Source organism: Amycolatopsis sp. lyj-346 (assembly GCF_046548975.1).
Lineage (GTDB): Bacteria > Actinomycetota > Actinomycetes > Mycobacteriales > Pseudonocardiaceae > Amycolatopsis.
This window is the reverse complement of record NZ_JAJPWT010000007.1, coordinates 1-20,617: the sequence shown is the minus strand read 5'-3', so window position 1 is coordinate 20,617 and position 20,617 is coordinate 1. Positions and strand designations below refer to the sequence as shown.

Here is a 20,617-nt window from a genome sequence, read left to right as displayed (position 1 = left end):
GGAGTGTGCCAACGCCGTGTGCACCGAACGTGGAAGAAATGCGGATTTCCGAAACCCGGACGGCCGATTGCGCGACATCAAAAGAGGACAGCAAGCTGACGCCGGGGAGGCCGCGTGGAGTTTCGGATGCTCGGCCCGCTCGAGGCGTGGCACGACGGCGTGCCGGTGCCGCTGGGCGACCAGCAGCAGCGATTCGTCCTCGTCGTGCTGCTCCTGCACGCCAACAGGCCCGTGACGCCCGCCCGCCTCGCCGAGATCGTCTGGGCCGACCGCGAAGCCAAGCCCACCCTGGTGCGCAGCTACATCAAGCGGCTGCGAGACGTGGTCGGGGACGCGACCATCGAAACCACCCCGACCGGCTACCTGCTCCGGATCCGCGAGGACCAGCTGGACACCGCGCGGTTCAACCGGCTCCGTGCCGAAGCCGCGGACGCCCGCGCCGACGACCCCCGCCGGGCGATCGCGCTCCTGCGCGAGGCCGCCGGGCTCTGGCGCGGCAAGTTCCTCGAAGACATCGACGTCGACCGCGTCGGCGGGCCCGAGGTGATCTCGCCGGACGAAAGCTACCCGGACGTCGTCGGCGACCTGGCCGAACTCGAGCTCGAAGCCGGCGACCACCGCTCGGCGCGCGACCGGCTGCGGCCGCTCGTCCAGGCCGATCCGGCCAGCCAGAAGCACGCCGAACTCCTGATGCGCGCGCTGCTCGCCGGCGGTGACCGGGTCGCCACCCTGCGCGTCTACCACGCCACCCGCGACGCACTGGCCGCGCTGCGCATGGCACCCGGCCCGGTGCTGCGCAAGCTCGCCGCGCGCGCCGAACGGGGCGATCCGCCCAGTTCGCTGCCGTCCCGGCCCGGCGGGTTCACCGGCCGGGCCGCGGAAATCGCCGCGATCGAGGCAGCCGCCGCGGCCGGGCGGCAAGCCGTCTGGGTCAGCGGCGCGCCGGGGGTCGGCAAGTCCGGCCTGGCCGTCGAGGCGGCCCACCGGCTGCGCGACCGGTTCCCCGACGGCCAGCTCCTGGTGCGCCTCAACGGGTTCACCCCCGGTGTCTCCCCCACGAGCGTCGGTGACGCCCTCGGCGAGCTGCTCGTCGAACTCGGCGTGCCCGCTGAGCAGATCCCGGCCACCGTGGGCCGGAAAGTCACGCTCTACCAGGCAACGCTCTGGGGCACGCGCACGCTCGTCGTGCTCGACAACGCCGCGTCGCCGGAGCAGATCCGGCCGCTGCTGCCCGAGGCGGACGGCTGCCTGGCCGTCGTCACCAGCCGGCGGATGGGTGACGCCGACACCGGCGAAAACATCCGGCTCTCGCCGTTGCCGCCCGAGGAGGCGGCCGAGCTGTTCCACGCGCTCGCCGGGCCGTCGCGGCTGCGCGGCCGGGCGGCCGACGTCGCCGCGGTGGTCCGGCAGTGCGGCTTCCTGCCGATGCCCCTCCGCGTGGCGGCCGCACTCTTCCGGCGGCACGACCGGTGGCCGCTGGAGCACCTGCTGCGCCTGCTCGAAGAAAACGGGCCGTGGGGCGAGGCCGACGGCATCGCCGCCGTCCGGGTGTCCTACCGGCAGCTCGGGGAGCCGCAGCGCGCCCTGTTCCGGCTGCTCGGCAGCTTGCCCGGGCCGGACGTCGACGTCGCCGGCGGCGCCGCACTGGCCGGTTGCGACGTCGCCGAGGCGCGGTCGCTGCTCGACGACCTGCACGAGGTCAGCCTGCTGGAGGAGGCCGCGCCCGAGCGGTACCTGATGCTCGACCCGCTCAAGGAATTCGCCGCCGTCGAGCCGGCGCCCGCACCCGCGCTGGTGCGGCTGCTCGACTACTACCTGGTCACGCTGGCCGCCGCGGTCCGCGCCGCGTACCCCTTCGACCGGGCACAGCTGCCGTCGACGGCGGACCGGTCCTGCGCGGTGACGCCGGGCTTCGCCGGCGCCGACGCCGGGCTGCGGTGGATCGTCGCCGAACGCGACAACCTCGTGGCCGCCATCCGCTACGCCGCCGCGCACGCGCTGCCCGAGCACACCTGGCGGCTGGCCGTGCTGCTGTGGCGCTACTTCAACACGACGAACCAGTTCGAAGACTGGATCGGCACGCTCGAGCTCGCCTGGCGGACCGTCGCCGCCGACCCGGGCAACGACTACGGCCAGGCGCACGTCCTGCTGCGGCTGGCCACCGCGCACGACCGGCGCGGGCAGCTCGCCGAGGCGCTGGAACTCGCCGCTCGGGCACTGCCCAAGTGGCGCCGCCTCGGCGACCCGCGCGGCGAAGCGGCGACGCTGTGCGCGCTCGCCATCCCGACCATGGAACTGGGCCGCCACGAGCAGGCGATGGCCCACCTCGAAGCCGCGCTGGCCAAGTACGAGGAGACCGAAGACCGGCGGGGCGAAGCCCACGCGCTCGGCATGCTCGGCTACCTCAACGAACAGCACGGCAACCTCCGGATCGCGTTGCGCCAGCACGAATCCGCCGCGCGGATGCTGCGGGAGATCGGGCACGTCCAAGGCCTGGCCCACACGCTCAACAACCTCGGCTCCGTGCAGGAACAGCTCGGCCTGCTCGCCGAAGCGCTGACCAGCTACACGGACGCGCACGGGCACGCCGCCGAAATCGGCGATCGCTGCGTCGAGGCCTACGCGCTCAACAACCTCGGCAACGTGCACCGGCAGCGCGGCCGGTACGCCGAAGCCGTGCGCTACCACGACAAGGCCAGGGAGGTGGCGGCGAACGTGCCCGACGCCGACCTGCGCACCCAGCTCTACCTCGACCGCGGCGCGACGGCGCTGGCCCGCGGCGCCCGCCAGGAAGCGCTCACCGCCGGAAAATCCGCCCTGGACCTCGCCGACGGCAGCGGCAACCGCGCCTACCGGGCCCGTGCCCACCGCGGCGTCGCCGAGACCCTGCACGCGATGGGCGACCACGAAGGCGCCGTCACGCACTGGGCCGCGGCCGAGGCCGAGTTCGCCGCGCTCGACCTGCCGGAAGCCGGCGAGGTGCGCGAAGAACGTTCGGCGCTGGGCTGCGCCTGTGGCCCGCGGTGAGCCGTGAGCAGCGGCTCAGCCGCCGCTCACGGCCGGACCCTCAACCGTGCCAGGGGTTGCCCTCGGTGGTGGGCGTCGGCGTCGGCGTGACGACGGGGGCGGCCGGCGCCCCGCCGTCGTCGTCCGCGTGGGCGCTGGTGGAGCCGATCACCGGCAGCGCCGCGAGCGCGCAGATCGTGAGCACCGGGCCACCGATTTTGGCCAGCTTCTTGAACATGGCGAATCCCTCCTCGGGAATGGTGATTTCCGGGCGCTTCGGACAATTTCTGCGCCCTACACCGAGGATTCGCCGGCCAGGAATCGCCGACAAGGGGTTTCCTGTTTCATAAACGAATGGGAAACAGCACGACCAGCGCCCGGCCAGGAGCAGGCCCGCCGCTGCGAGGAGCGCGATCAACGTCGTCGTGCCGGCCAGCAGGGCCCCAGGATCGCCGCGCCGAGCGCGGCGCCCGTCTGACGGGCGGTGTTCAACGCTCCGCCGGTCAGCGACGGCCCCGGGGTGCCGCTGGGGTCGCCGCGCTGCTCGCCACCGCCTACGCGTTGTCCAACACGGACAGCAGCTCGTCCGGCAGCTCCAAGGTGAAGGCCGGCGCGATCGACTCGTAGTGCTTCCACGTGCGCGGGCCGATCAGCGGGATGACCCCCTTGCGCAGCAGCCAAGCCAGCGCCACCTGGTTGCCCGACGCCCCCAGCGAAGCCGCCACCTTCGCGACCGCGGCCAGGCGGGCTTCCGAGTCCGGACCCGCGTAGGACCGCCAGATCGGCGTGGATTCCCGATAGGCGGCGTCGTCGTAAATTCCGCGTAGCAGCGAAGAATACGCCGCCAGGGAGACGTCGGGGTGCTGGGAAAGCCAGTCCAGCAGCTCGCTCCCGGCAACGGAGGGGACGTCGGCGCCGGTCGGGCGCAGGTACGAGTGCTGGACCTGGACCGCCACCGGCGATGCCCAGCCGTTGGCGAGCGCCAGGGACCGGATGCGCTCCAGGCGCCAGGTCCGGACGTTGCTCCAGCCGATGTACCGCACCTTGCCCGCCCGGACCAAAGCGTCCAATGCGGACAGTGTTTCTTCGAGCGGCGTGGCCCGGTCGTCGACGTGGACGTAGTAGAGGTCGATGTGGTCGGTGCCGAGGCGCCGCAGGCTCGCCTCCGCCTCGCGCTCGATCACCGCCGCGCCGGCACCCTCGAACGTGCGCTCCACCGCGGCCCAGTCCACCGTCCCGTCCGGATGGCGAGCGGCGCGCGCCGCGGGGAGGTCCGTGATGCCCGCCGACACCTTCGTCGCCAGGAAGACGCGGTCGCGGCGGCCACGCAGCAGGCGGCCGAGCACCGACTCGCTTTCGCCGCCCGTGGCTCCCGGCTCCCACCAGGCGTAGCAGTTCGCCGTGTCCAGGAAGTCGCCGCCGGCGTCGAGGTACGCGTCCAGGATGCGGGCCGACGTCGGCTCGTCCGTCGAGGTGCCCATCGTCATGCAGCCCAGCGACACCTGGCTCACGTACTGGCCGGTCCGGCCCAGTTCCACCTTCTTCATACCGACCACGCTAGGCCGGAATCGGTTCGGTACTACAGTCCAATTTCGTGGCTGAATCACAGACCGATTGGGGCGTGCTGCTGGAGCTGACCGGGCCGGGCCCGAAGCACGAACAGCTGGCCAGGGCCCTGCGCCAGGCCATCCGCGACGGCGTCCTGACCGGCACTGTCCCGCCGAGCCGCCGGCTCGCCGCCGACCTCGGCTGCTCGCGGTGGGTCGTCACGCAGGCCTACGCCCAGCTCGTCGCCGAGGGGTACCTGGCCGGGTGCACCGGGTCGGCCACCCGGGTCCGGCAAGTGGGTGGCGCGGTGGCGGCGAGGGAACCGGCGCACCCGGCGCCGCCCCGGTACGACCTCGCTCCGGGCCTGCCCGACCTGCGGAACTTCCCCCGCCGGCCGTGGGCGGAAGCGGTGCGCGAAGTCCTCGCGACCACGCCGCACACCGACTTCGGGCGGCCCGAACCGGGCGGCCACCCCCGGCTGCGGCGCGTCCTGGGTGCGTACCTCCGGCGCGTCCGCGGCGCCGCGCCCGGCACCGTGCTGGTCAGCGGCGGCGTCACCGACGGCGTCACGAGCGTGTGCCGCGCCCTGGTCGAGCGCGGCAGCACGCGGCTGGCCGTCGAGGATCCCGGGTGGACGCGGTTGCACCGGGCGGCCGAAGGCGCCGGGATGACCGTTGACCCGGTACCGGTCGACGACGAAGGCATCGACGTCGGGCGGATCCCGGCGGGCGTCCGCGCCGTGCTCGTCACGCCCGCGCACCAGTTCCCCACCGGCGCCGTCCTCTCCCCGCGGCGGCGGGCCGAACTCCTCGGCTGGGCGCGGGACGTCGACGGGCTGATCCTCGAAGACGACTACGACGCCGAGTTCCGGTACGACCGGCGGCCCGTGGGCACCGTCCAGGGCACCGACCCGGGGCGGGTCGCGCTCTTCGGCTCGGTCAGCAAGACGCTCAGCCCCGCGCTCGGGCTCGGCTGGGCCGTCCTTCCTCCACAGTGGACAGTGCAGGCGCACCAGCCACCGGTGGTCGACCAGCTCGCGCTCGCCGACTTCGTCGAAAGCGGCGGCTACGACCGGCACCTGCGCCGCGCCCGCCTGCGGTACCGCTCCCGGCGCGACCGGCTCGTCGCCGCGCTCGGGCCCGCGCGGCTCTCCGGGGCCGCCGCCGGACTGCACCTCGTCCTGCACCTCGACCGCGACGCCGCCGCGGTGGTCCGGCAGGCCCGGCGAACCGGCGTCAAGGTGGCCGACCTCGACGACTACCGGTCGGCGGCGGGCGAGCCCGCGCTCGTGCTCGGCTACGGCAACCTCGCCGACACCGGCGTCGAGACCGCCGCGCGGCTGCTCCGCCAAGCCATGACAGCCGAGCCATGACAAGGGCTTGACCTGGTTGCCGCCTTCTCAAATGCCCGCCGATGTGAAAAGCTGCTGGACAGTCCGCTCTTGACAACGTTGTCACCTGGGAGGTGCGCGCCCCATGGGGTCGCCAAGCAGACAACTGATCGCCGCGGCGGCCATCGGGCTCGTGGTCGCCGCCACGACCCAGGCCACCGCGCACGCCGCCGCTCCGATCGATCCGGTGAGCCTGGTCAACCCGTTCGTCGGCACGCAGAACTTCGGAAACACGTTCCCCGGCGCCAGTGCGCCGTTCGGGATGGTGCAGGTCAGCCCGGACACCGGCGGGCAGGGTGGCTACGACTACCTGCAGAACGCGATCTACGGCTTCAGCCAGACGCACCTGTCCGGCGTCGGCTGCGGCGTGATGGGTGAGCTGCCGATCATGCCGACGACCGGTGCCGTGGACAACGTTGACAAGAACGCCTACAGGTCCGAGTACGGCCACGACGACGAGCACGCCGAGCCGGGCTACTACCGCGTCGGGCTCAAGAAGTACGACATCGACGCGGAGCTGACCGCGACCGCGCGCACCGGCTGGCAGCGCTACACCTTCCCGTCGACCGGGCAGGCGAACGTCCTGTTCAACACCGGCCAGGCCAACCAGTCCGTCAAGGACTCCGAGATCCACGTCGTCGGCGACCGGACCCTCGAGGGCCGCGTCCGCGCCGGCGGGTTCTGCGCCGGCCACGACGAGCACACCGTCTACTTCACGGCCACCTTCGACCGGCCGTTCAGCTCGTTCGGCACCTGGCGCGGCTCGACGCGCACGCCCGCCGGCCGCGACGCCGCGGGCAGCGGGAGCAACGGCGCCTGGGCGAGCTTCGACGCGACCACCGACCACGACGTCGTGCTCAAGGTCGGCCTGTCCTACACCGGCCTCGACGGCGCGCGGAAGAACCTCGCGGCGGAGACGTCGGGCTACGACTTCGACGCCACCCGCGCCGCGCTGCACCGGCAGTGGGCCGACCGCCTCGGCGCGATCAAGATCGCCGGCGGCACGACCGAGCGGCAGACGGCGTTCTACACCGCGCTCTACCACGCGCAGCTGCACCCGAACCTGGCCGGCGACACCGACGGCACGTACACCGGCTTCGACGGCGAGGTGCACACGGCGAGCGGTTACACGCCGTACCAGAACTTCTCGCTGTGGGACACCTACCGGCCGCAGAACCAGCTGCTCGAAATGCTGGAACCGCAGGTCGCGCGGGACGTCGCCCTGTCGATCGTCGCCATCGGCCGTGACGGCGGGTGGCTGCCGCGCTGGGCGCTGGCCGAGAGCGAAACGAACATCATGACCGGCGACCCGGTGACGCCGTTCCTCGTCGAGGCGTGGTCGAAGGGCCTGCTCGCCGGACACGAAGAAGAGACGTACGCGCTGCTGAAGAAGAACGCGACGAGCACCCCACCGGCCGATTCGCCGTACAACGGCCGCTCCGGCGTCAACCACTACAACGAGCGCGGCTACCTCCCGAGCGGGCTGACGCTCGGCAAGGACTGCGCGGACAAGGGCGGCGACAACGACTGCACGCACCCGGCGTCGGCGACGATGGAGTACGCCGCGGCGGACGCGTCCCTCGCGCTGATGGCCCGCGGGCTCGGCCACGGCGCCGACGCGCGGATGTTCGCCGACCGCGGCCAGTGGTACCGCAACCTCTGGGACTCCTCGATCCAGCAGTTCCGCCCGCGCACCACCGAGGGCACCTTCGTCACGCCGTACAACCCGGTCGACGCCGGCCACCAGTTCCACGAAGGCGGCGCCTACCAGTACCAATGGCTCGTGCCGCAGGACCCGGCCGGCCTCGTCTCGCTGATGGGCGGCCGGACGGCGACCGAGAAGCGGCTCGACTCGTTCTTCGCGTACGGCAACCTCTTGAAGGACCCCGCGGGCACCGCGCGCAAGGACTGGATCGCCAGCCCGTACGACTACTACGGCAAGGCGACGTACAACCCGAACAACGAGCCCGACCTGCTCGCGCCGTACATGTACAACTGGGTCGGCGCGCCGGCGAAGACCGCGACCGTCGTCCGCGCGGCGATGACGCTGTTCACCACCGGCCCCGACGGCATGACCGGCAACGACGACCTCGGCACCATGTCCGCCTGGTACGTCTTCTCGTCGCTCGGCCTGTACCCGACGATGAGCGGCGCGAACTTCCTCGCGCTGTCGAGCCCGCAGTTCGAGTCGGCGACCGTCCGCATCGGACAGTACGGCTCCGCGCAGGGCGGCACGCTCACGGTGTCGGCACCGGGCGCGAGCGACGCGAACCGGTACGTCCAGAGCGTGTCGCTCAACGGCCGGGACGTCCGCCAGACGTCGCTGGACTGGGCTTCGCTGGCGCACGGCGGGAAGCTGTCGCACAAGCTCGGCTCGCGGCCGTCTTCGTGGGGGACTTCGCCGTCCGCGGCGCCGCCGTCGGTGAACAACGCGCCGGGCGACCCGCGGCGGCACGTCGACGCGTCGCTGCGGCAGACGTCCGTGGTGATCCCGTCCGGCCCGGCGCAGCAGGTGCACCTCGACCTCGACGTGGTGGGCCAGAACCCGGGCGTGCAGCCGGTGACGGTCTCGGTCAAGTCGCCGTGGCAGGCCCGGGTGCAGCCGCTGCAGCTGATCCGGTCCGGACGGCTGCCGGTGCAGCAGACGGTGCCGATCACGGTGAACGTGCCGGCGGGCGCGGCCCTCGGGACGTACCCGGTGCAGGTGGCGGTGTCCGGACTGGGCGCGAACAGCGTTTCCCGCTCGGCGACGATCGAGGTCCGGACGCCGTCAGCCTGTGTGTCTTCCGGCTCGGTGCCTTCCGGCTCGCAGTGCGCGGTCGACCTGGCGGGCGACCGCAACCACGACGGCACGGCAACGGTGGCGGCGTCGGCGGAGGGCAACTTCGACGGCGGCGGCTGGAGCTACGACGCCGCACTGCTTCCGCCGGCGGGCCCGGTGACCTGGGACGGTGTCACGTACGCGGCACCGGACGCTTCGGGGACTTCACCCGGCTTCGTGGAGGCCCGCGGGCAGTCGCTGCTGCTGCCGGCCGGTCAGCACACGGCGCTCCGCATCGTCGGGGCGTCGCACAACGGCCCGGTGTCGACGACGGTGACGGCCCACTACACCGACGGGACGAGTGCCGCCTTGGCTGTGACGTTCGGCGACTGGGCGGGGTCGGGGAGCCCGGTGGTCCTGGAGATGCCGCACCGGATCAAGGCCGGGAGCGGGGTCGACGGGCCGCCGGTTCGGTTGTTCGGGATATCGGCGGGGCTGGACGGCGGGAAGACCGTGCAGTCGGTGAGCCTGCCGAACGATCCGCGGGTGGAGATCTACGCGCTCACCCTGGTGTGACGGTCCGGTTCGCCGGGAAGCCGGCGAACCGTTCCGCCAGGTCAGGGAAGCCGAAGACGGTGATCCGCGCGATCCCGCCTTCGCCAACCGTCAGCACCGCGACCCCGAACGGCTCGCCGCGGTGCCAGACCGCCGCCGCCGGCTGGCCGTTGGCCCGGGCCGGGGTCATGCGCCAGTCGCCGGGCTCGCCCATTACGTGTCGCAAGAATGCGACGCAAGTGCGCTTTCCGGCGAACCAGGTCCGGGACGGTGGTGACTCGATCACCGCGTCCTCGCGCAGGATCTGCTCCAACGCCGCCAGGTCGGAATCCATGAACGCCGCCATGTACCGCGCCAGCAGCTCGCGTTGCTCCGGCTCGGTGAGTTCGCCGGCCTCGGGTGCGTCGCGGAGGGTGGCGCGGGCTCGTTGGAGCGTGCTCTTCACCGCCGCGACGCTCGTGCCGAGCATCTGCGCCACCTCCGGTGCCGGGAACGCCAGGACCTCACGCAGGATCAAGACCGCTCGCTGCCGAGGCGGGAGCAGCTGCAGGCCGGCGATCAGGGCCAGCCGGACGCCGTCGCGGGCGATCGCGATCGCTGCCGGGTCCGCCGACTCCGGGGTGATCAGCTCGTCCGGAACCGGGCGCGGCCAGTCCTCCCCCAGGACCGGCGGCGCGTCCGGGTCCGCCGACGGTGGCCCCAGGCCCGAGGGGAGCGGGAGCCGGCCCCGGTGCTCCAGCGCGGTGAGGCAGGCGTTCGTCGCGATCCGGTAGAGCCACGTCCGCAGGGACGCGCGGCCCTCGAACCGGTCGTACGCCCGGAACGCGCGCAGGTAGGTCTCCTGGACGACGTCCTCGGCCTCGTCGGGGGTGCCGAGCATGCGGTAGCAGTGGGCCAGCAGCTCACGCCGGTACGGTTCGAAATCCACGGTCACGCTCCTTCCGACCGGCGCGGGCGGCGAAAGGAATCGGTCACGGCCGGACCTCCGCGGGAGGGGCCGCGAAAGTCCAGGATGGTGTCCCGGAGCGGCAGGCCGGGTGGTCGCCCGACCAGCTCCTTCAGCATCCCGGCAAGGCCGTCAGGCGACGATCCTCGGTTCGGACGCCAGCCGCGACAGGACGTGGGTGAGCCTGCGGGCCGCCACGTCCCACTCCTCCAGTGCGCTTCCGCGGCCGAGGGCCGCCGTGCGCAGGGAGCGCCGGAGTTCCGGGTCCGCGTACCAGCGGTGGAGCGCGTCCGCCAGGGCGAACGGGTCGTCCGGCTCGACGAGCAGGCCCGGCATCTCGCCGTCCGCGTCGACGCCCAGTGCGTCGTACACCCCGCCCACCTCGGTGGCCAGCACCGGGATGCCCCTGGCCAGCGCCTGGGCCACGAACATGCCGGACGTCGCCGCGCGGGCCGGGATGACCAGGAGGTCCGCCGCGTTGTAGGCCGCGCCGAGGTCGACCGCGTCGCCCGCCAGGGTGATGCGGCCGCCGAGGCCGAGGCGCTCGATCGACCAGTTCAGCTCGTCGACGTACGCCGGGTCCGTCTCCAGCGAGCCGGCGAACACGCACGACAGCGCCAGGTGGTCGACCTCGCCGAGGGCCTGGATCAGCACGTCGTGGCCGTTGCGGCGGGTCACGTCCCCCACGCAGAGCAGCCGGGACACGCCGTCCGCGCCCGCCGCGAGCGGGGCCGCGTCGGTGCCGGGCTTGGCGACGTAGACGCGGGCGGGGTCCAGGTCGTGGCGGTCGATCAGCAGCCGGGCGAGCCACGGGCTGGTCGCGACGACCATCCCGGCCATCCGCAGCGTCTCGCGCTCGCTCGCGTCCAGCTCCGCCGCGTGCGCCGGCGCGAGGCCGGGCTCGTCGGCGAGGGCCTGGTGCACCAGCACGGCCAGGCGCAGCCGCCGCGCGTGCGGGACGACGATCTCGGGCACGCCGGCGGCGATCATGCCGTCGAGCAGCACGACCGTCCGGTCCGGCAGCGCGGCGAGCGACCGCGCCAGTCTCCGTCTCGACGTCGCGTCCGGCTCCGGCCAGTCGCCGGCGATCGGCAGTTCCAGCACCGGCTGCCCGACGGCGGGCAGGTTCTGGCACATCCGCTTGTCGTAGGTGTCGCTGCCCGGCGACGCGGCCGGGAGGATGAACACCATCGGGTCGGCGGGCCTCATCGCGCGCGCCGGAGCAGGTCGGGTTCGGGAACAGACACGGCTACCTCCAGCGTGGGTCGACGGCGGTGACGGCTCATACGTCACACGCACCCCAGGCCGCGAAGGTTCAGCTCTGCGCGTCAATCATCCAGATTCCGTTCACCTGGACCATGGTGAAGGTGTCGTTCTCGCCCTTGCCCCCGTCGTAGGTGACGAACGCTGTGACCCGGTTGGGTCCGACCTCCTTGACGCTGCTCGCCTGCACCGACCGGTATTGGCCCCAAAAGCTCTTGTACTTCTCGTATGTCTGGTTGCGTGACGCCTTGAACCTGTCCGTGAGCAGGTTCCACGCCGCCTGCGGATTGCTCGGGAGCAGCGAGTAGTAGTCGCTCAGCGCCTGGGCCGCGGTCTTCGACGAGGCCACCGTCGAGATCGTCGGCGAACTCGGCGCGGTTGAGGTCGCCGAGGTCGGCGCGGACGACGGCGAAGACGACGCCGGCGGGGGTGTCACGGAAGCCGAGGCGGACGGCGTCGGCGACGGCGGTGCGGCGACGTTGTCCTGCGGCGGCTTCTCCCGCACGACCAGCAGGATCGCCACGACGACGGCCACGCACAGCAGCGCCGCGCCCGCCCCGACGGCGATCAGGCCCTTGCGCGCGCCCGGCGACACCGCGGTGACCTCGCCCGCGGGCACGGCGACCGCGGCCGGCCCGGTCGGCACGGCCGCGGGCTCGGCCTCGGGGACCGTCGCCGCGAGGACCGACTCGCCCGGCTCCGGGTCCGGCAGCAGCGCCCGCAGCTCCTGCTCGACCTCGTCCATCGACGGGCGCTCGGCCGGCTCACTGGCGAGCATCCGCAGCAGCAGCGGCGTCAGCGGGCCCGCCTTCTCGGGCGGCACGATCTCGCCGCTGGAGGCCTTGTAGAGCAAGGCGATCGGGTTGTCGGCGGTGCCGTACGGCGACTGTCCCTCGACGGCGGCGTACAGCGTGGCGCCGAGCGAGAAGACGTCGGCGGCGAAGTCCGCGTCCTCACCGCGGGCCACTTCGGGCGCGAGGTACGCGGGCGTGCCGGCGATCTCCCCGGTCGCCGTCAGCTTGACGTCACCGATCGCCCGCGAGATGCCGAAGTCGGTGATCTTCGCCGTGCCGTCCTCGGAGACCAGGATGTTGGCCGGCTTCACGTCGCGGTGCACGACGCCGGCGCGGTGCGCGCCGGCCAGGGCCGAACTGATCTGCACGCCGACGCGGATGGCGTCGTCCACCGTGGCCGGCTCCTCGCCGAGCACGAGGGCCAAGCTCTTCGACGGCAGGTACTCCATCACCAGCCACGGCCGGTCCTCCTCTTCGAGGACGGCGAACACGGTGATCGCGTGGGAATGCTGCAGCCGCGCGGCGATCCGCGCTTCCCGCATCGCGCGGTTCTTCGCCTCCTGGGTGCGTTGCTCGTCGTGGTCGTGCGGCAGCAGGAGTTCCTTGATCGCCACGGTGCGGTCGAGCTTTTCGTCCTGGGCCCGCCAGACCGTGCCCATCGCGCCGCCGCCGATCGGCTCGAGCAGCCGGTACCGATCGCGGATCCGGCGACTTTCCACGAGCATCCACCATTCTCCGATGTGGCCGACGAGATCCGGTCAGCATGCCAGGCTGGGCGGCCGACCGGTACCAACGTAACCGAAAACCTTGCGCGGACAGCGCAAACGAGCGCTGTGGCGCCGCCCACGGTGTACCCAGGAATCCTAACGAACAACCCCGTACGCACGATCAAGTGCGTCCACGATCTCCTTGCGCAGCCCGGCGCCGACCGCGATCGTCGCCGCGGAACCGACCGTGTGCTCGCTGCCGTCGCGGTCGACGACGACGCCGCCTGCCTCACGCACGAGCAGCACGCCGGCCATGGTGTCCCACGGGTTGTTGGACAAGATCAGTGCGGCGTCGAGCTTTCCGTCCGCCACCCAGGCGAGGTCGATGGCCGCCGTGCCGAGCATCCGGATCTTCTGCGCCCGCGCGCCGAGGTCCGAAAGGAGCGACAGCCGCGCGCGGTTCTTCTCCTCGGCGAGCTCGCCGATCGCGAAGTCCCCGACGGCGATCATCGCGTCGGACATTTCCGTCGCGGCCGAAGCGCCGACGCGCGTTCCGTTCGCGAAGGTGCCTTCGCCGCGCGCGGCGGTGTACGTGACGCCGAGGTACGGCAGCGTGATCGCGGCGACCGTGCTGTGCTCGCCGTCCACCAGCGCCAGGGAAATCCCGCAGAGTGGAATTCCGCGGGCGAAGTTCGCCGTCCCGTCGATGGGGTCGAGCGCCCACCAGCGGCCGCCGCCGTCCCCGCTGCGGCCACGCTCCTCGCCGAGGATCCCGATCTCCGGCGTCTCGGCGGTGAGGAACTCCCGCAGCGCGTCCTCGACCGCGGTGTCGACGTCGGTCACCAGGTCGCGATCGCCTTTCGCGGAAACGGAAAAACTCGGACGCGACCGGACGATCTCCGTCGCCTTCGCCACGGCCTCGCGCGCGACGTCCAGTAGTGCGGCATGCTCGGTCATGCCACCAACCCTAGAGAAGGGACGCGCCCATGACCGATCTGTTCCCGCTCGCCACCACCGCCGACGAGCAGGAGCGGCGGGCATCGGTGGCGGTGCTGCCGGTCGGCAGCTTCGAGCAGCACGGCGCGCACCTCCCCCTGGCGACCGACACGGTGATCGCGGCCACTCTCGCCCGCGCGGTGGCCGATGCCTACCCCGTCCTCCACCTGCCGCCGATCACGATCTCGTGCTCCCACGAGCACGCGGGGTGGGCGGGCACGGTGAGCATTTCGGCCCGCACGCTGCACGCCGTGGTCACCGACATCGCCGCGTCGCTGACCGCGTCCGGGGTGGACCGGCTCGTGGTGGTCAACGGGCACGGCGGCAACTACGTACTGTCCAATGTGGTCCAGGAGGCGGCGGGCGCGATGGCGCTGTTCCCGGGCGTCGCGGACTGGCAGGCGGCGCACACCGCGGCCGGCCTGCGGACGTCGCTGGACGACGACATGCACGCGGGCGAGCTGGAGACGTCGATCCTGCTGCACGCCCACCCGCACCTGGTCCGCCCCGGACACGAAACGGCCGACCACGTCACCGACCGGGAGCACCTGCTGACACTGGGCCTGCGGGCGTACACGGAGTCGGGGGTGGTCGGCCGTCCTTCGCTGGCCAGTGCGGCCAAGGGGCACGTCGTGCTGGACACGCTGGTCCAGCGCTTCGCCGGGGTGCTCGAGGTGTTAGGCGCCTGAGAACGCCTGGCCCAGGTGCGGCAGCAGGTGGGCCATCCGCTCGGCTTTCGTCCGGAGGTACTGCAGGTTCTCCGGATTCGGCGGAACCAGCAACGGAACCTGCTCACTGATCCGGATTCCGTAGCGGGTGAGCTGTTCGACCTTCTGCGGGTTGTTCGACAGCAGCCGCACCGAGCGGAGGCCGAGGTCGGTCAGGATGCCCGCCGCCGCGTGGTAGTCGCGGGCGTCGACCGGCAGGCCCTGTGCGACGTTCGCGTCGACCGTGTCGAGGCCCTCGTCCTGCTGCAACCGCATCGCCTCGAGCTTCGCGAGCAGGCCGATCCCGCGGCCCTCGTGGCCCTGGACGTAGACGAGCACGCCCGAGCCCTCCTCGACGATCCGGTCCAGCGCCACCGCCAGCTGGTCGCCGCACTCGCAGTGCGTCGAGCCGAAGACGTCACCGGTCAGGCATTCGCTGTGCACCCGGGTCAGCGCGCCGAGCGGGGCGACGTCGCCGTAGACCAGCGCGACCTGTTCGGTGCCGGTGCGGTCGAGGTACCCGACCGCGCGGAACGTCCCGTGCCGGGTCGGCAGCCGGGTCTCGACCACCCTCTCGACCACGGCCCGGCGCGGCAGATCCCCGACGACCTCACTTGCGGTCATGAATGCAACCCCACTTCCGATTCGATCCCGGTGCCGGCCGCAACGCGCGGAGCGGGCACGGCACCGGTGTGCGGAGCGCGGGTCACGCGGAACCCGGCGACGCTCCGGACGAGCAGGACACCGGCGCCGGGCAGGCTCGCGACCAGCGTGAGCACGCCGTAGACCACGGCGACGGTGACACCTTGGGCGGCTCCCAGACCGGCCGCGCCGAAGAGCAGGGCGCAGACGCCCTCGCGCGGGCCGAAGCCGCCGACGTTGAGCGGGAGGCCCATCGCGAGCAGCGCGAGGACCATCAGGGGCACGAGCTGCCAGACCGGCGCGCCGACCCCGGCGACGCGGGCGGCGACGACGAACAGCGCCAGGTGCCCGGCCAGGGTCGCGACGGACAGGAAGCCCACGCTGGGCCACGTCTCGCGGGTCAGCAGGCCGAGCCGGACGTCGGCGAGGGTGACGGCGAAGCCGCGTCGCCACTTCGACGGGCTGTGGATCCAGCGCCCGCCGAGCAGGCGGCCCACGACCAGCGCGGCGACGGCGGCCAGCACGAGGACCACCCCGGCCACCACGACGACCTCGCGGAACGCCGCGGGCACGACCTCCGGCACCACGAGCACGACGGTGACGGCGGACGCGATCAGCACGATCTGGCCCGCGGTGCGTTCCAGGACGACGGCCCGCACGCCGCGCGGCACGTCACCGCTGTCGCGGCCGTGCTGCACCGCGCGGTGGACGTCACCGAGGACGCCGGCCGGCAGCACGCCGTTGAGGAACAGCGCGCGGTAGTAGTCGGCGACGGCGGTGCGCAGCGAAAGCCGCAGGCCGAGCCGGGTGGCGACGATCTGCCAGCGACCCGCGCTGAACAGCGTCGTCGCGAGGCCGACGGCGAGGGCGGCCAGCACGCCGGGCGCGCTGATCCGGCCGAGCCCGTCGAGGAAGGCCGCGCTGCCGAGCTGCCAGACGAGGACGGCGAGGATCGCGACCGCGCCGAGGATCCGCAGCCAGGCCAGTGCGCGCTTCACGCCGCCGCCTCCAGGCTCGGCGGCAGGACCAGCAGGTCACCGTGGTGGATCACCGCGTGCAGCTCGCCCGCCGCGGCCATTTCCAGCCGCCGCCGCAGGTAGACGTCGGCGACCGGGCGCAGCTGGGGCAGCTGCTCGACGGCGGCACCGACCCAGCCCTCGAGCCACTGCCGCTGCAGTTCCGCCTGGTCCGGGCCGAGCCGCCAGGCGCTGCCGGCGCGGACGACCCGGGCGCCGAGCCGCTCGAACGCCGTCGCGGCGACGTCCACCGCGTTCGGGCCGAGCAGCCGCCGATCGTCTTCGGTGACCCGGCGCTGGTGGGCATTGAACGCCGTGGCCATCGCGGGGTCGAGCGGGTCGGCCGGTGAAAGCTCCACCTTGCCGGTGACCGACAGCATCAGCAGCGCCGCGCAGCCCGCTTCGACGACCGCCGTGGCCAGCGCCGTGATCTCGGCCCTGGTCAGCAGGTCGAGCAGCGCGGATGCGGTGACCAGCGACGTCCCGGCGAGGTCGGCGGCCCGCAGCGCGGTGATGTCGCGCCGCTCGGTGACGACGTCGACCGGGCTGCCGTCGAGCGCGGTGGCCGGGAGGCTCGCCTGCGCGTGGCTGAGCAGATCGGTGTCGTGGTCGTGCAGGATCCAGTGCTGGCTGCCGGGCAGCCGGGCGGCCAGCCAGCGGCCGAGCGAGCCGGTGCCGCAGCCGAGGTCGCGGATGACGACGTCCTCGCCGTCCGGGAGAAAGCTGCGGAGCGGGTCGAGGAGCTCGGTGGCGCGGGCCGCGGCGTCCGCGGGTTCGCGCAGGTAGAGCCAGTCGGGTGCGAACGCGGTCATGCCACCGCCTCCTGCCGGAGGAGGATGTCGGCGATCCGGCGGGCGGTGTCGTCCCAGCCGGCCAGGGTCTCGCGGCGCAGCCTCGCCGACGCACGCAGCCGGGTCCGCAGCGCCGGCTCGGTGAGCCAGCGGCGCAGAGCGGTGCCGAGTGCTTGGACGTCGTCGCCGGGGACGAGCATCCCGGGCACCGAGCCGTCCGGCGCGACACCGACCGTGTCGGGCAGCGCGTCGACGTCGGTGGTCAGCACCGGCACGCCGCGGGCGAGGGCCTCGGTGACGACCATGCCGAAGGTCTCGGCGCGCGAAGGCAGCACGAGCAGGTCGGCGGTGTGGTAGGTCGCCTCGAGCGCCGCGCCGGTGCGGGGACCGGTGAGGGTGAAGCGGGCGCCGAGCCGGTGCTCGCGCAGCCGCTCGACGTACTTGGTCTCACGGCGGATCCCGCCCACGCACTCGCAGGTCCAGCGCAGGTCGGCGACGGTCTCGAGGGCCTGCGCGAGCACGCCCTGGCCCTTGCGCGGGGTCACGTTGGCCACGCAGACCAGCCGGGACACGCCGTCGGTGCCGACGGCGAGCGGCGCCCGGTCGACGCCCGGCGTCACCGAGTGCACGCGGTGCGGGGCCAGGCCGTGGTGCCCGATCAGCCGGCGCGCGGCCCATTCGCTGGTCGCGACGACCGAGCCGACGGCCCGCAGGGTCTCGCGCTCCAGGGCGTCGAGTTCGGCGGCGAGCGCGGGCGGCAGGCCGGTCTCGTCGGCCAGCGGCAGGTGCACCAGCACCGACACCGACAGCCGGCGCGCCTGCGGGACGACGACCTCGGGCACCCCGCAGGCGACCAGGCCGTCGAGCAGCACGGCCGAGCCGGTCGGCAGCGCGGAGAGCAGGTGGCCGAGAACCGCGCGGGCCTCGGTGTCCGGCCGCGGCCAGCTGCCGGCGACGGCGATCTCGTGCACGTCGAAGCCGGCGGCGCCGAGCCGGTCGCACATCCGGCGGTCGTAGGTGTTGCCGCCACTGGGGACGGACGAGTCGTCGACGTCCCCCGGGAGGATCACGTACAGAGTGTTCACAGTGCACGCTCGTAACTCGCCCAGGCGATGTGCGACTCGTGCAGTGAGACGGCGATCCCTTCGAGACCGCGCGCGCCTTCGCCGAGGCGTCCGGCGTGGACGGCGTCGGCCAGGCGGTCGGCGATGACCTTCGCGAGGAACTCGGTCGAGGTGTTGATCCCCTTGAACTCCGGCTCGTCGTCGAGGTTGCGGTAGTTCAGGTCGCTCAGCACCGCCCCGAGCTCTTCCGTGGCCTTGCCGATGTCGACGACGATGTTGTCCTCGTCGAGGTCGGTGCGGCGGAACGTCGCATCCACCACGAAAGTCGCGCCGTGCAGGCGTTGCGCGGGACCGAAGACTTCCCCGCGGAAGCTGTGGGCGACCATCACGTGGTCACGGACGGTGATGCTGAACACCAAGACCTCCGATGCGTTCGGGTGGACGTGGTCACTGCGGCTGATACATGACACGGAGGCACCGGGCGGAAAGTTCATTCGCGACCAGCCGGGGTAACACGGAAGGAAGATCTTCAAACATGCACTCGCCGCTGACCAGCGCATCGAACGCGGGATCGGCCAGCAGATCGAGTGCGACGCCGAGGCGCTGGGCATAGCTGCGGTCCGGGCGCGCGACCGTCCCGACCTGGCTGCTGCGGATCACCAGGCGCCGGGAGTGGAAGTTTTCGCCGAGCGGGACGGCGACCCGGCGATCGCCGTACCACGACAGCTCGACGACTTCCCCTTCCGGCGCGAGCAGCTCCAGCGCGCGGGCCAGCCCGGCTTCCGTGGCGCTCGCGTGCACGACGAAGTCGCAGTCGCCGAGGGCCGCCTCCGGCGTCGAGAAGCCGACACCGAGCGCGGCGGCGATGTCCGCTTTGGCCGGGTCGACGTCGATCAGCTGCACCCGCGTGGCCGGGAAGCCGGCGAGGAGCTTGGCGACGCTCGCGCCGACCATCCCGGCGCCGATGACGGCGATCCGGTCGCCGAGCCGCGGGCGCGCGTCCCACACGGCGTTCACGGCGGTCTCGACCGTGCCGGCGAGGATCGCGCGCCCGGCCGGGACGGACTCCGGCACCGGCGTCACCGCGGCCGCCGGGACGACGTACGCGGTCTGGTGCGGGTAGAGGCAGAAGACGGTCTTCCCCTCGAGGTGCGCCGGGCCTTGTTCGACGACGCCGACATTGAGGTACCCGTACTTGACGGGGCCGGGGAACTCGCCCTCCTGGAAGGGAGCGCGCATGACGTCGTACTGGCTCGCCGGGACACCCCCGCGGAAGACGAGGGTTTCGGTGCCGCGGCTCACCCCGGAGTACAGCGTGCGGACGAGCACGTCGTCCGGTCCGGGCGGGGGCAGCCGCTCCTCGCGCAGCTGTCCCGAGCCGGGACTTTGAACCCAGAAAGCCTGTTCCACGTGTTTCTCCTCAGCAGGCGACCGGAGGCTGGTGTCGCCACCCTATGAGCAATTCGCGGAGTCGACGATGATCAAACAGGACCTTCTCCTGCGTGCGGTGGTTCCGGCGCCGGTGCTCGCCGCGGGGGTCTTCACGGGCGGTTTCACGCCGCTCGCCTGGGCGACCGGAGTCGTTTACGCCCTCGCGCTGGTGCTGCTCACGGAGTGGGGGCTGCGCCGCAGCGGCCGCGGCGCCTTCGGGCCGGCGGACTGGATCACGTTCGCCCGCGCGCTCCTCGTCGGCTGCGCCGCGGCGCTGATCGCCGAGGGTGATTTTTCCCTCGGGTGGCTGGTCGCGCTGGTCGGCGTGGCACTGCTGCTGGACGGCCTCGACGGCCAGGTGGCCCGCCGCACCGGAACGGCGTCGGAGTTCGGCGCCCGGTTCGACATGGAAGTCGACGCGTTCCTCATCCTGCTGCTGTGCATCCAGGTGTCCCGCACGCTCGGGCTGTGGGTGCTGGCGATCGGCCTGATGCGGTACGCGTTCGTCGCCGCCTCGTGGGCCATGTCGTGGCTGACCGCGCCGCTGTACCCGAGCATGGCGCGCAAGACGGTCGCGGCCGTGCAGGGCGTCGTGCTGGTGGTCGCCGTCTCGGAGCTGCTGCCGGTCCAGCTCGCCTTCGCGGCGGTCGCGCTCGCCCTGACATCGCTGGCGTGGTCGTTCGGCCGCGACGTCGTGTGGCTGGCCCGCCACCGCGTCGAGCAGACACCCGGCCGGACCATCGCGCTCACCCGCACCCCCCTGCGCCGCCCCCTCGGCTACGGCCACAACCAGGCCGCCTGACCGTCCGGCCCCAGCGCCCCAAGGTGGCCTTCGGTGCGTCCAACGCACCCAAGGTGGCCTTCGGTGCGTTGAATAGGGCTTTGTTAGGGGTTGTTGATCTTGTGATGTGATCGTGGTGTGGATCTCGGTGCGGTGCTGGCGCTGAATGGGGAGCTGGAGCGGTTTGTCGCGGAGGTGTTCGTGCCGGGGCAGCCGGCG

The 20,617-nt window shown here is 72.6% G+C and carries 17 protein-coding genes; 5 read left to right on the top strand and 12 right to left on the bottom strand.

Annotated elements, in window-relative coordinates:
* The first annotated feature begins 114 nt into the window (after positions 1-114).
* On the top strand, positions 115-3,027 hold the full coding sequence (locus tag ACLJQE_RS21870; protein ID WP_410641173.1) for a tetratricopeptide repeat protein: 2,913 nt from the start codon (positions 115-117) through the stop codon (positions 3,025-3,027).
* Positions 3,028-3,067: 40 nt separating this feature from the next.
* Here the strand turns inward: ACLJQE_RS21870 and ACLJQE_RS21865 are convergent, their stop codons facing one another.
* Together ACLJQE_RS21865 and ACLJQE_RS21860 are read right to left on the bottom strand one after the other, a co-directional pair.
* The gene (locus tag ACLJQE_RS21865; protein ID WP_410641172.1) at positions 3,068-3,244 is read right to left on the bottom strand and encodes a hypothetical protein; all 177 of its coding nucleotides are present in this window, start codon (positions 3,242-3,244) and stop codon (positions 3,068-3,070) included.
* Positions 3,245-3,560: 316 nt separating this feature from the next.
* The gene (locus tag ACLJQE_RS21860) at positions 3,561-4,553 is read right to left on the bottom strand and encodes an aldo/keto reductase (protein WP_410641171.1); all 993 of its coding nucleotides are present in this window, start codon (positions 4,551-4,553) and stop codon (positions 3,561-3,563) included.
* Positions 4,554-4,600: 47 nt separating this feature from the next.
* On the opposite strand from ACLJQE_RS21860, the gene ACLJQE_RS21855 reads away from it, so the two are divergent.
* Both ACLJQE_RS21855 and ACLJQE_RS21850 read left to right on the top strand, forming a co-directional pair.
* A complete protein-coding gene (locus ACLJQE_RS21855) occupies positions 4,601-5,926 on the top strand; it encodes a PLP-dependent aminotransferase family protein (RefSeq protein ID WP_410641170.1) in 1,326 nt (441 codons plus the stop codon).
* Between the two features lie 103 nt (positions 5,927-6,029).
* Positions 6,030-9,281: a GH92 family glycosyl hydrolase gene (locus ACLJQE_RS21850; RefSeq protein ID WP_410641169.1), complete on the top strand. Its 3,252-nt coding sequence runs from the start codon at positions 6,030-6,032 to the stop codon at positions 9,279-9,281.
* Here the strand turns inward: ACLJQE_RS21850 and ACLJQE_RS21845 are convergent.
* From ACLJQE_RS21845 to ACLJQE_RS21830, 4 genes are all read right to left on the bottom strand, one after another.
* Positions 9,268-10,188 carry an RNA polymerase subunit sigma-70 gene (locus tag ACLJQE_RS21845; protein WP_410641168.1) on the bottom strand — a complete coding sequence of 307 codons (921 nt, stop codon included), beginning with the start codon at positions 10,186-10,188 and terminating at the stop codon, positions 9,268-9,270. The two genes, ACLJQE_RS21850 and ACLJQE_RS21845, sit on opposite strands and share 14 nt — an antisense overlap.
* A 150-nt stretch (positions 10,189-10,338) precedes the next feature.
* The gene (locus ACLJQE_RS21840; protein WP_410641513.1) at positions 10,339-11,397 is read right to left on the bottom strand and encodes a glycosyltransferase; all 1,059 of its coding nucleotides are present in this window, start codon (positions 11,395-11,397) and stop codon (positions 10,339-10,341) included.
* 124 nt (positions 11,398-11,521) lie between these two features.
* A complete protein-coding gene (locus ACLJQE_RS21835) occupies positions 11,522-12,988 on the bottom strand; it encodes a protein kinase domain-containing protein (RefSeq protein WP_410641167.1) in 1,467 nt (488 codons plus the stop codon).
* 138 nt (positions 12,989-13,126) lie between these two features.
* The gene (locus tag ACLJQE_RS21830; protein ID WP_410641166.1) at positions 13,127-13,927 is read right to left on the bottom strand and encodes an inositol monophosphatase family protein; all 801 of its coding nucleotides are present in this window, start codon (positions 13,925-13,927) and stop codon (positions 13,127-13,129) included.
* Positions 13,928-13,956: 29 nt separating this feature from the next.
* On the opposite strand from ACLJQE_RS21830, the gene ACLJQE_RS21825 reads away from it, so the two are divergent.
* On the top strand, positions 13,957-14,655 hold the full coding sequence (locus tag ACLJQE_RS21825; RefSeq protein ID WP_410641165.1) for a creatininase family protein: 699 nt from the start codon (positions 13,957-13,959) through the stop codon (positions 14,653-14,655).
* Here ACLJQE_RS21825 and ribA read toward each other — a convergent pair.
* Genes ribA through ACLJQE_RS21795 form a run of 6 tightly spaced genes read right to left on the bottom strand, consistent with a single transcriptional unit; the run spans position 14,644 to position 19,596 of the window.
* Entirely contained in the window at positions 14,644-15,297 is a 654-nt protein-coding gene (gene ribA, locus ACLJQE_RS21820; protein WP_410641164.1) for a GTP cyclohydrolase II, read from the bottom strand. The two genes, ACLJQE_RS21825 and ribA, sit on opposite strands and share 12 nt — an antisense overlap.
* Positions 15,294-16,313, bottom strand: a complete 1,020-nt coding sequence (locus ACLJQE_RS21815; protein ID WP_410641163.1) for a lysylphosphatidylglycerol synthase transmembrane domain-containing protein — start codon at positions 16,311-16,313, stop codon at positions 15,294-15,296. Before ACLJQE_RS21815 ends, ribA begins: the two co-directional genes overlap by 4 nt.
* Positions 16,310-17,143: an SAM-dependent methyltransferase gene (locus ACLJQE_RS21810; RefSeq protein WP_410641162.1), complete on the bottom strand. Its 834-nt coding sequence runs from the start codon at positions 17,141-17,143 to the stop codon at positions 16,310-16,312. Before ACLJQE_RS21810 ends, ACLJQE_RS21815 begins: the two co-directional genes overlap by 4 nt.
* Positions 17,140-18,207 (bottom strand): glycosyltransferase family 4 protein, encoded by a 1,068-nt coding sequence (locus ACLJQE_RS21805; protein ID WP_410641161.1) that lies wholly within the window; start codon positions 18,205-18,207, stop codon positions 17,140-17,142. Before ACLJQE_RS21805 ends, ACLJQE_RS21810 begins: the two co-directional genes overlap by 4 nt.
* Positions 18,204-18,602, bottom strand: coding sequence for a 6-pyruvoyl trahydropterin synthase family protein (locus ACLJQE_RS21800; protein ID WP_410641160.1), 399 nt, complete (start codon positions 18,600-18,602; stop codon positions 18,204-18,206). The genes ACLJQE_RS21805 and ACLJQE_RS21800 overlap by 4 nt, the downstream gene beginning before the upstream one ends.
* A 31-nt stretch (positions 18,603-18,633) precedes the next feature.
* On the bottom strand, positions 18,634-19,596 hold the full coding sequence (locus tag ACLJQE_RS21795) for a zinc-dependent alcohol dehydrogenase (protein ID WP_410641159.1): 963 nt from the start codon (positions 19,594-19,596) through the stop codon (positions 18,634-18,636).
* Positions 19,597-19,663: 67 nt separating this feature from the next.
* On the opposite strand from ACLJQE_RS21795, the gene ACLJQE_RS21790 reads away from it, so the two are divergent.
* Positions 19,664-20,419, top strand: coding sequence for a CDP-alcohol phosphatidyltransferase family protein (locus tag ACLJQE_RS21790; protein WP_410641158.1), 756 nt, complete (start codon positions 19,664-19,666; stop codon positions 20,417-20,419).
* Positions 20,420-20,617: the final 198 nt, after the last annotated feature.

What these genes read in the sequence shown, in the direction of transcription:
- ACLJQE_RS21865 (WP_410641172.1), bottom strand. Translation starts at nt 3,244, where the DNA reads ATGTTCAAGAAGCTGGCCAAAATCGGTGGCCCGGTGCTCACGATCTGC.
- ACLJQE_RS21860 (WP_410641171.1), bottom strand. Translation starts at nt 4,553, where the DNA reads ATGAAGAAGGTGGAACTGGGCCGGACCGGCCAGTACGTGAGCCAGGTG.
- ACLJQE_RS21850 (WP_410641169.1), top strand. Translation starts at nt 6,030, where the DNA reads ATGGGGTCGCCAAGCAGACAACTGATCGCCGCGGCGGCCATCGGGCTC.
- ACLJQE_RS21840 (WP_410641513.1), bottom strand. Translation starts at nt 11,397, where the DNA reads ATGGTGTTCATCCTCCCGGCCGCGTCGCCGGGCAGCGACACCTACGAC.
- ACLJQE_RS21835 (WP_410641167.1), bottom strand. Translation starts at nt 12,988, where the DNA reads ATGCTCGTGGAAAGTCGCCGGATCCGCGATCGGTACCGGCTGCTCGAG.
- ACLJQE_RS21830 (WP_410641166.1), bottom strand. Translation starts at nt 13,927, where the DNA reads ATGACCGAGCATGCCGCACTACTGGACGTCGCGCGCGAGGCCGTGGCG.
- ACLJQE_RS21825 (WP_410641165.1), top strand. Translation starts at nt 13,957, where the DNA reads ATGACCGATCTGTTCCCGCTCGCCACCACCGCCGACGAGCAGGAGCGG.
- ribA (WP_410641164.1), bottom strand. Translation starts at nt 15,297, where the DNA reads ATGACCGCAAGTGAGGTCGTCGGGGATCTGCCGCGCCGGGCCGTGGTC.
- ACLJQE_RS21810 (WP_410641162.1), bottom strand. Translation starts at nt 17,143, where the DNA reads ATGACCGCGTTCGCACCCGACTGGCTCTACCTGCGCGAACCCGCGGAC.
- ACLJQE_RS21790 (WP_410641158.1), top strand. Translation starts at nt 19,664, where the DNA reads ATGATCAAACAGGACCTTCTCCTGCGTGCGGTGGTTCCGGCGCCGGTG.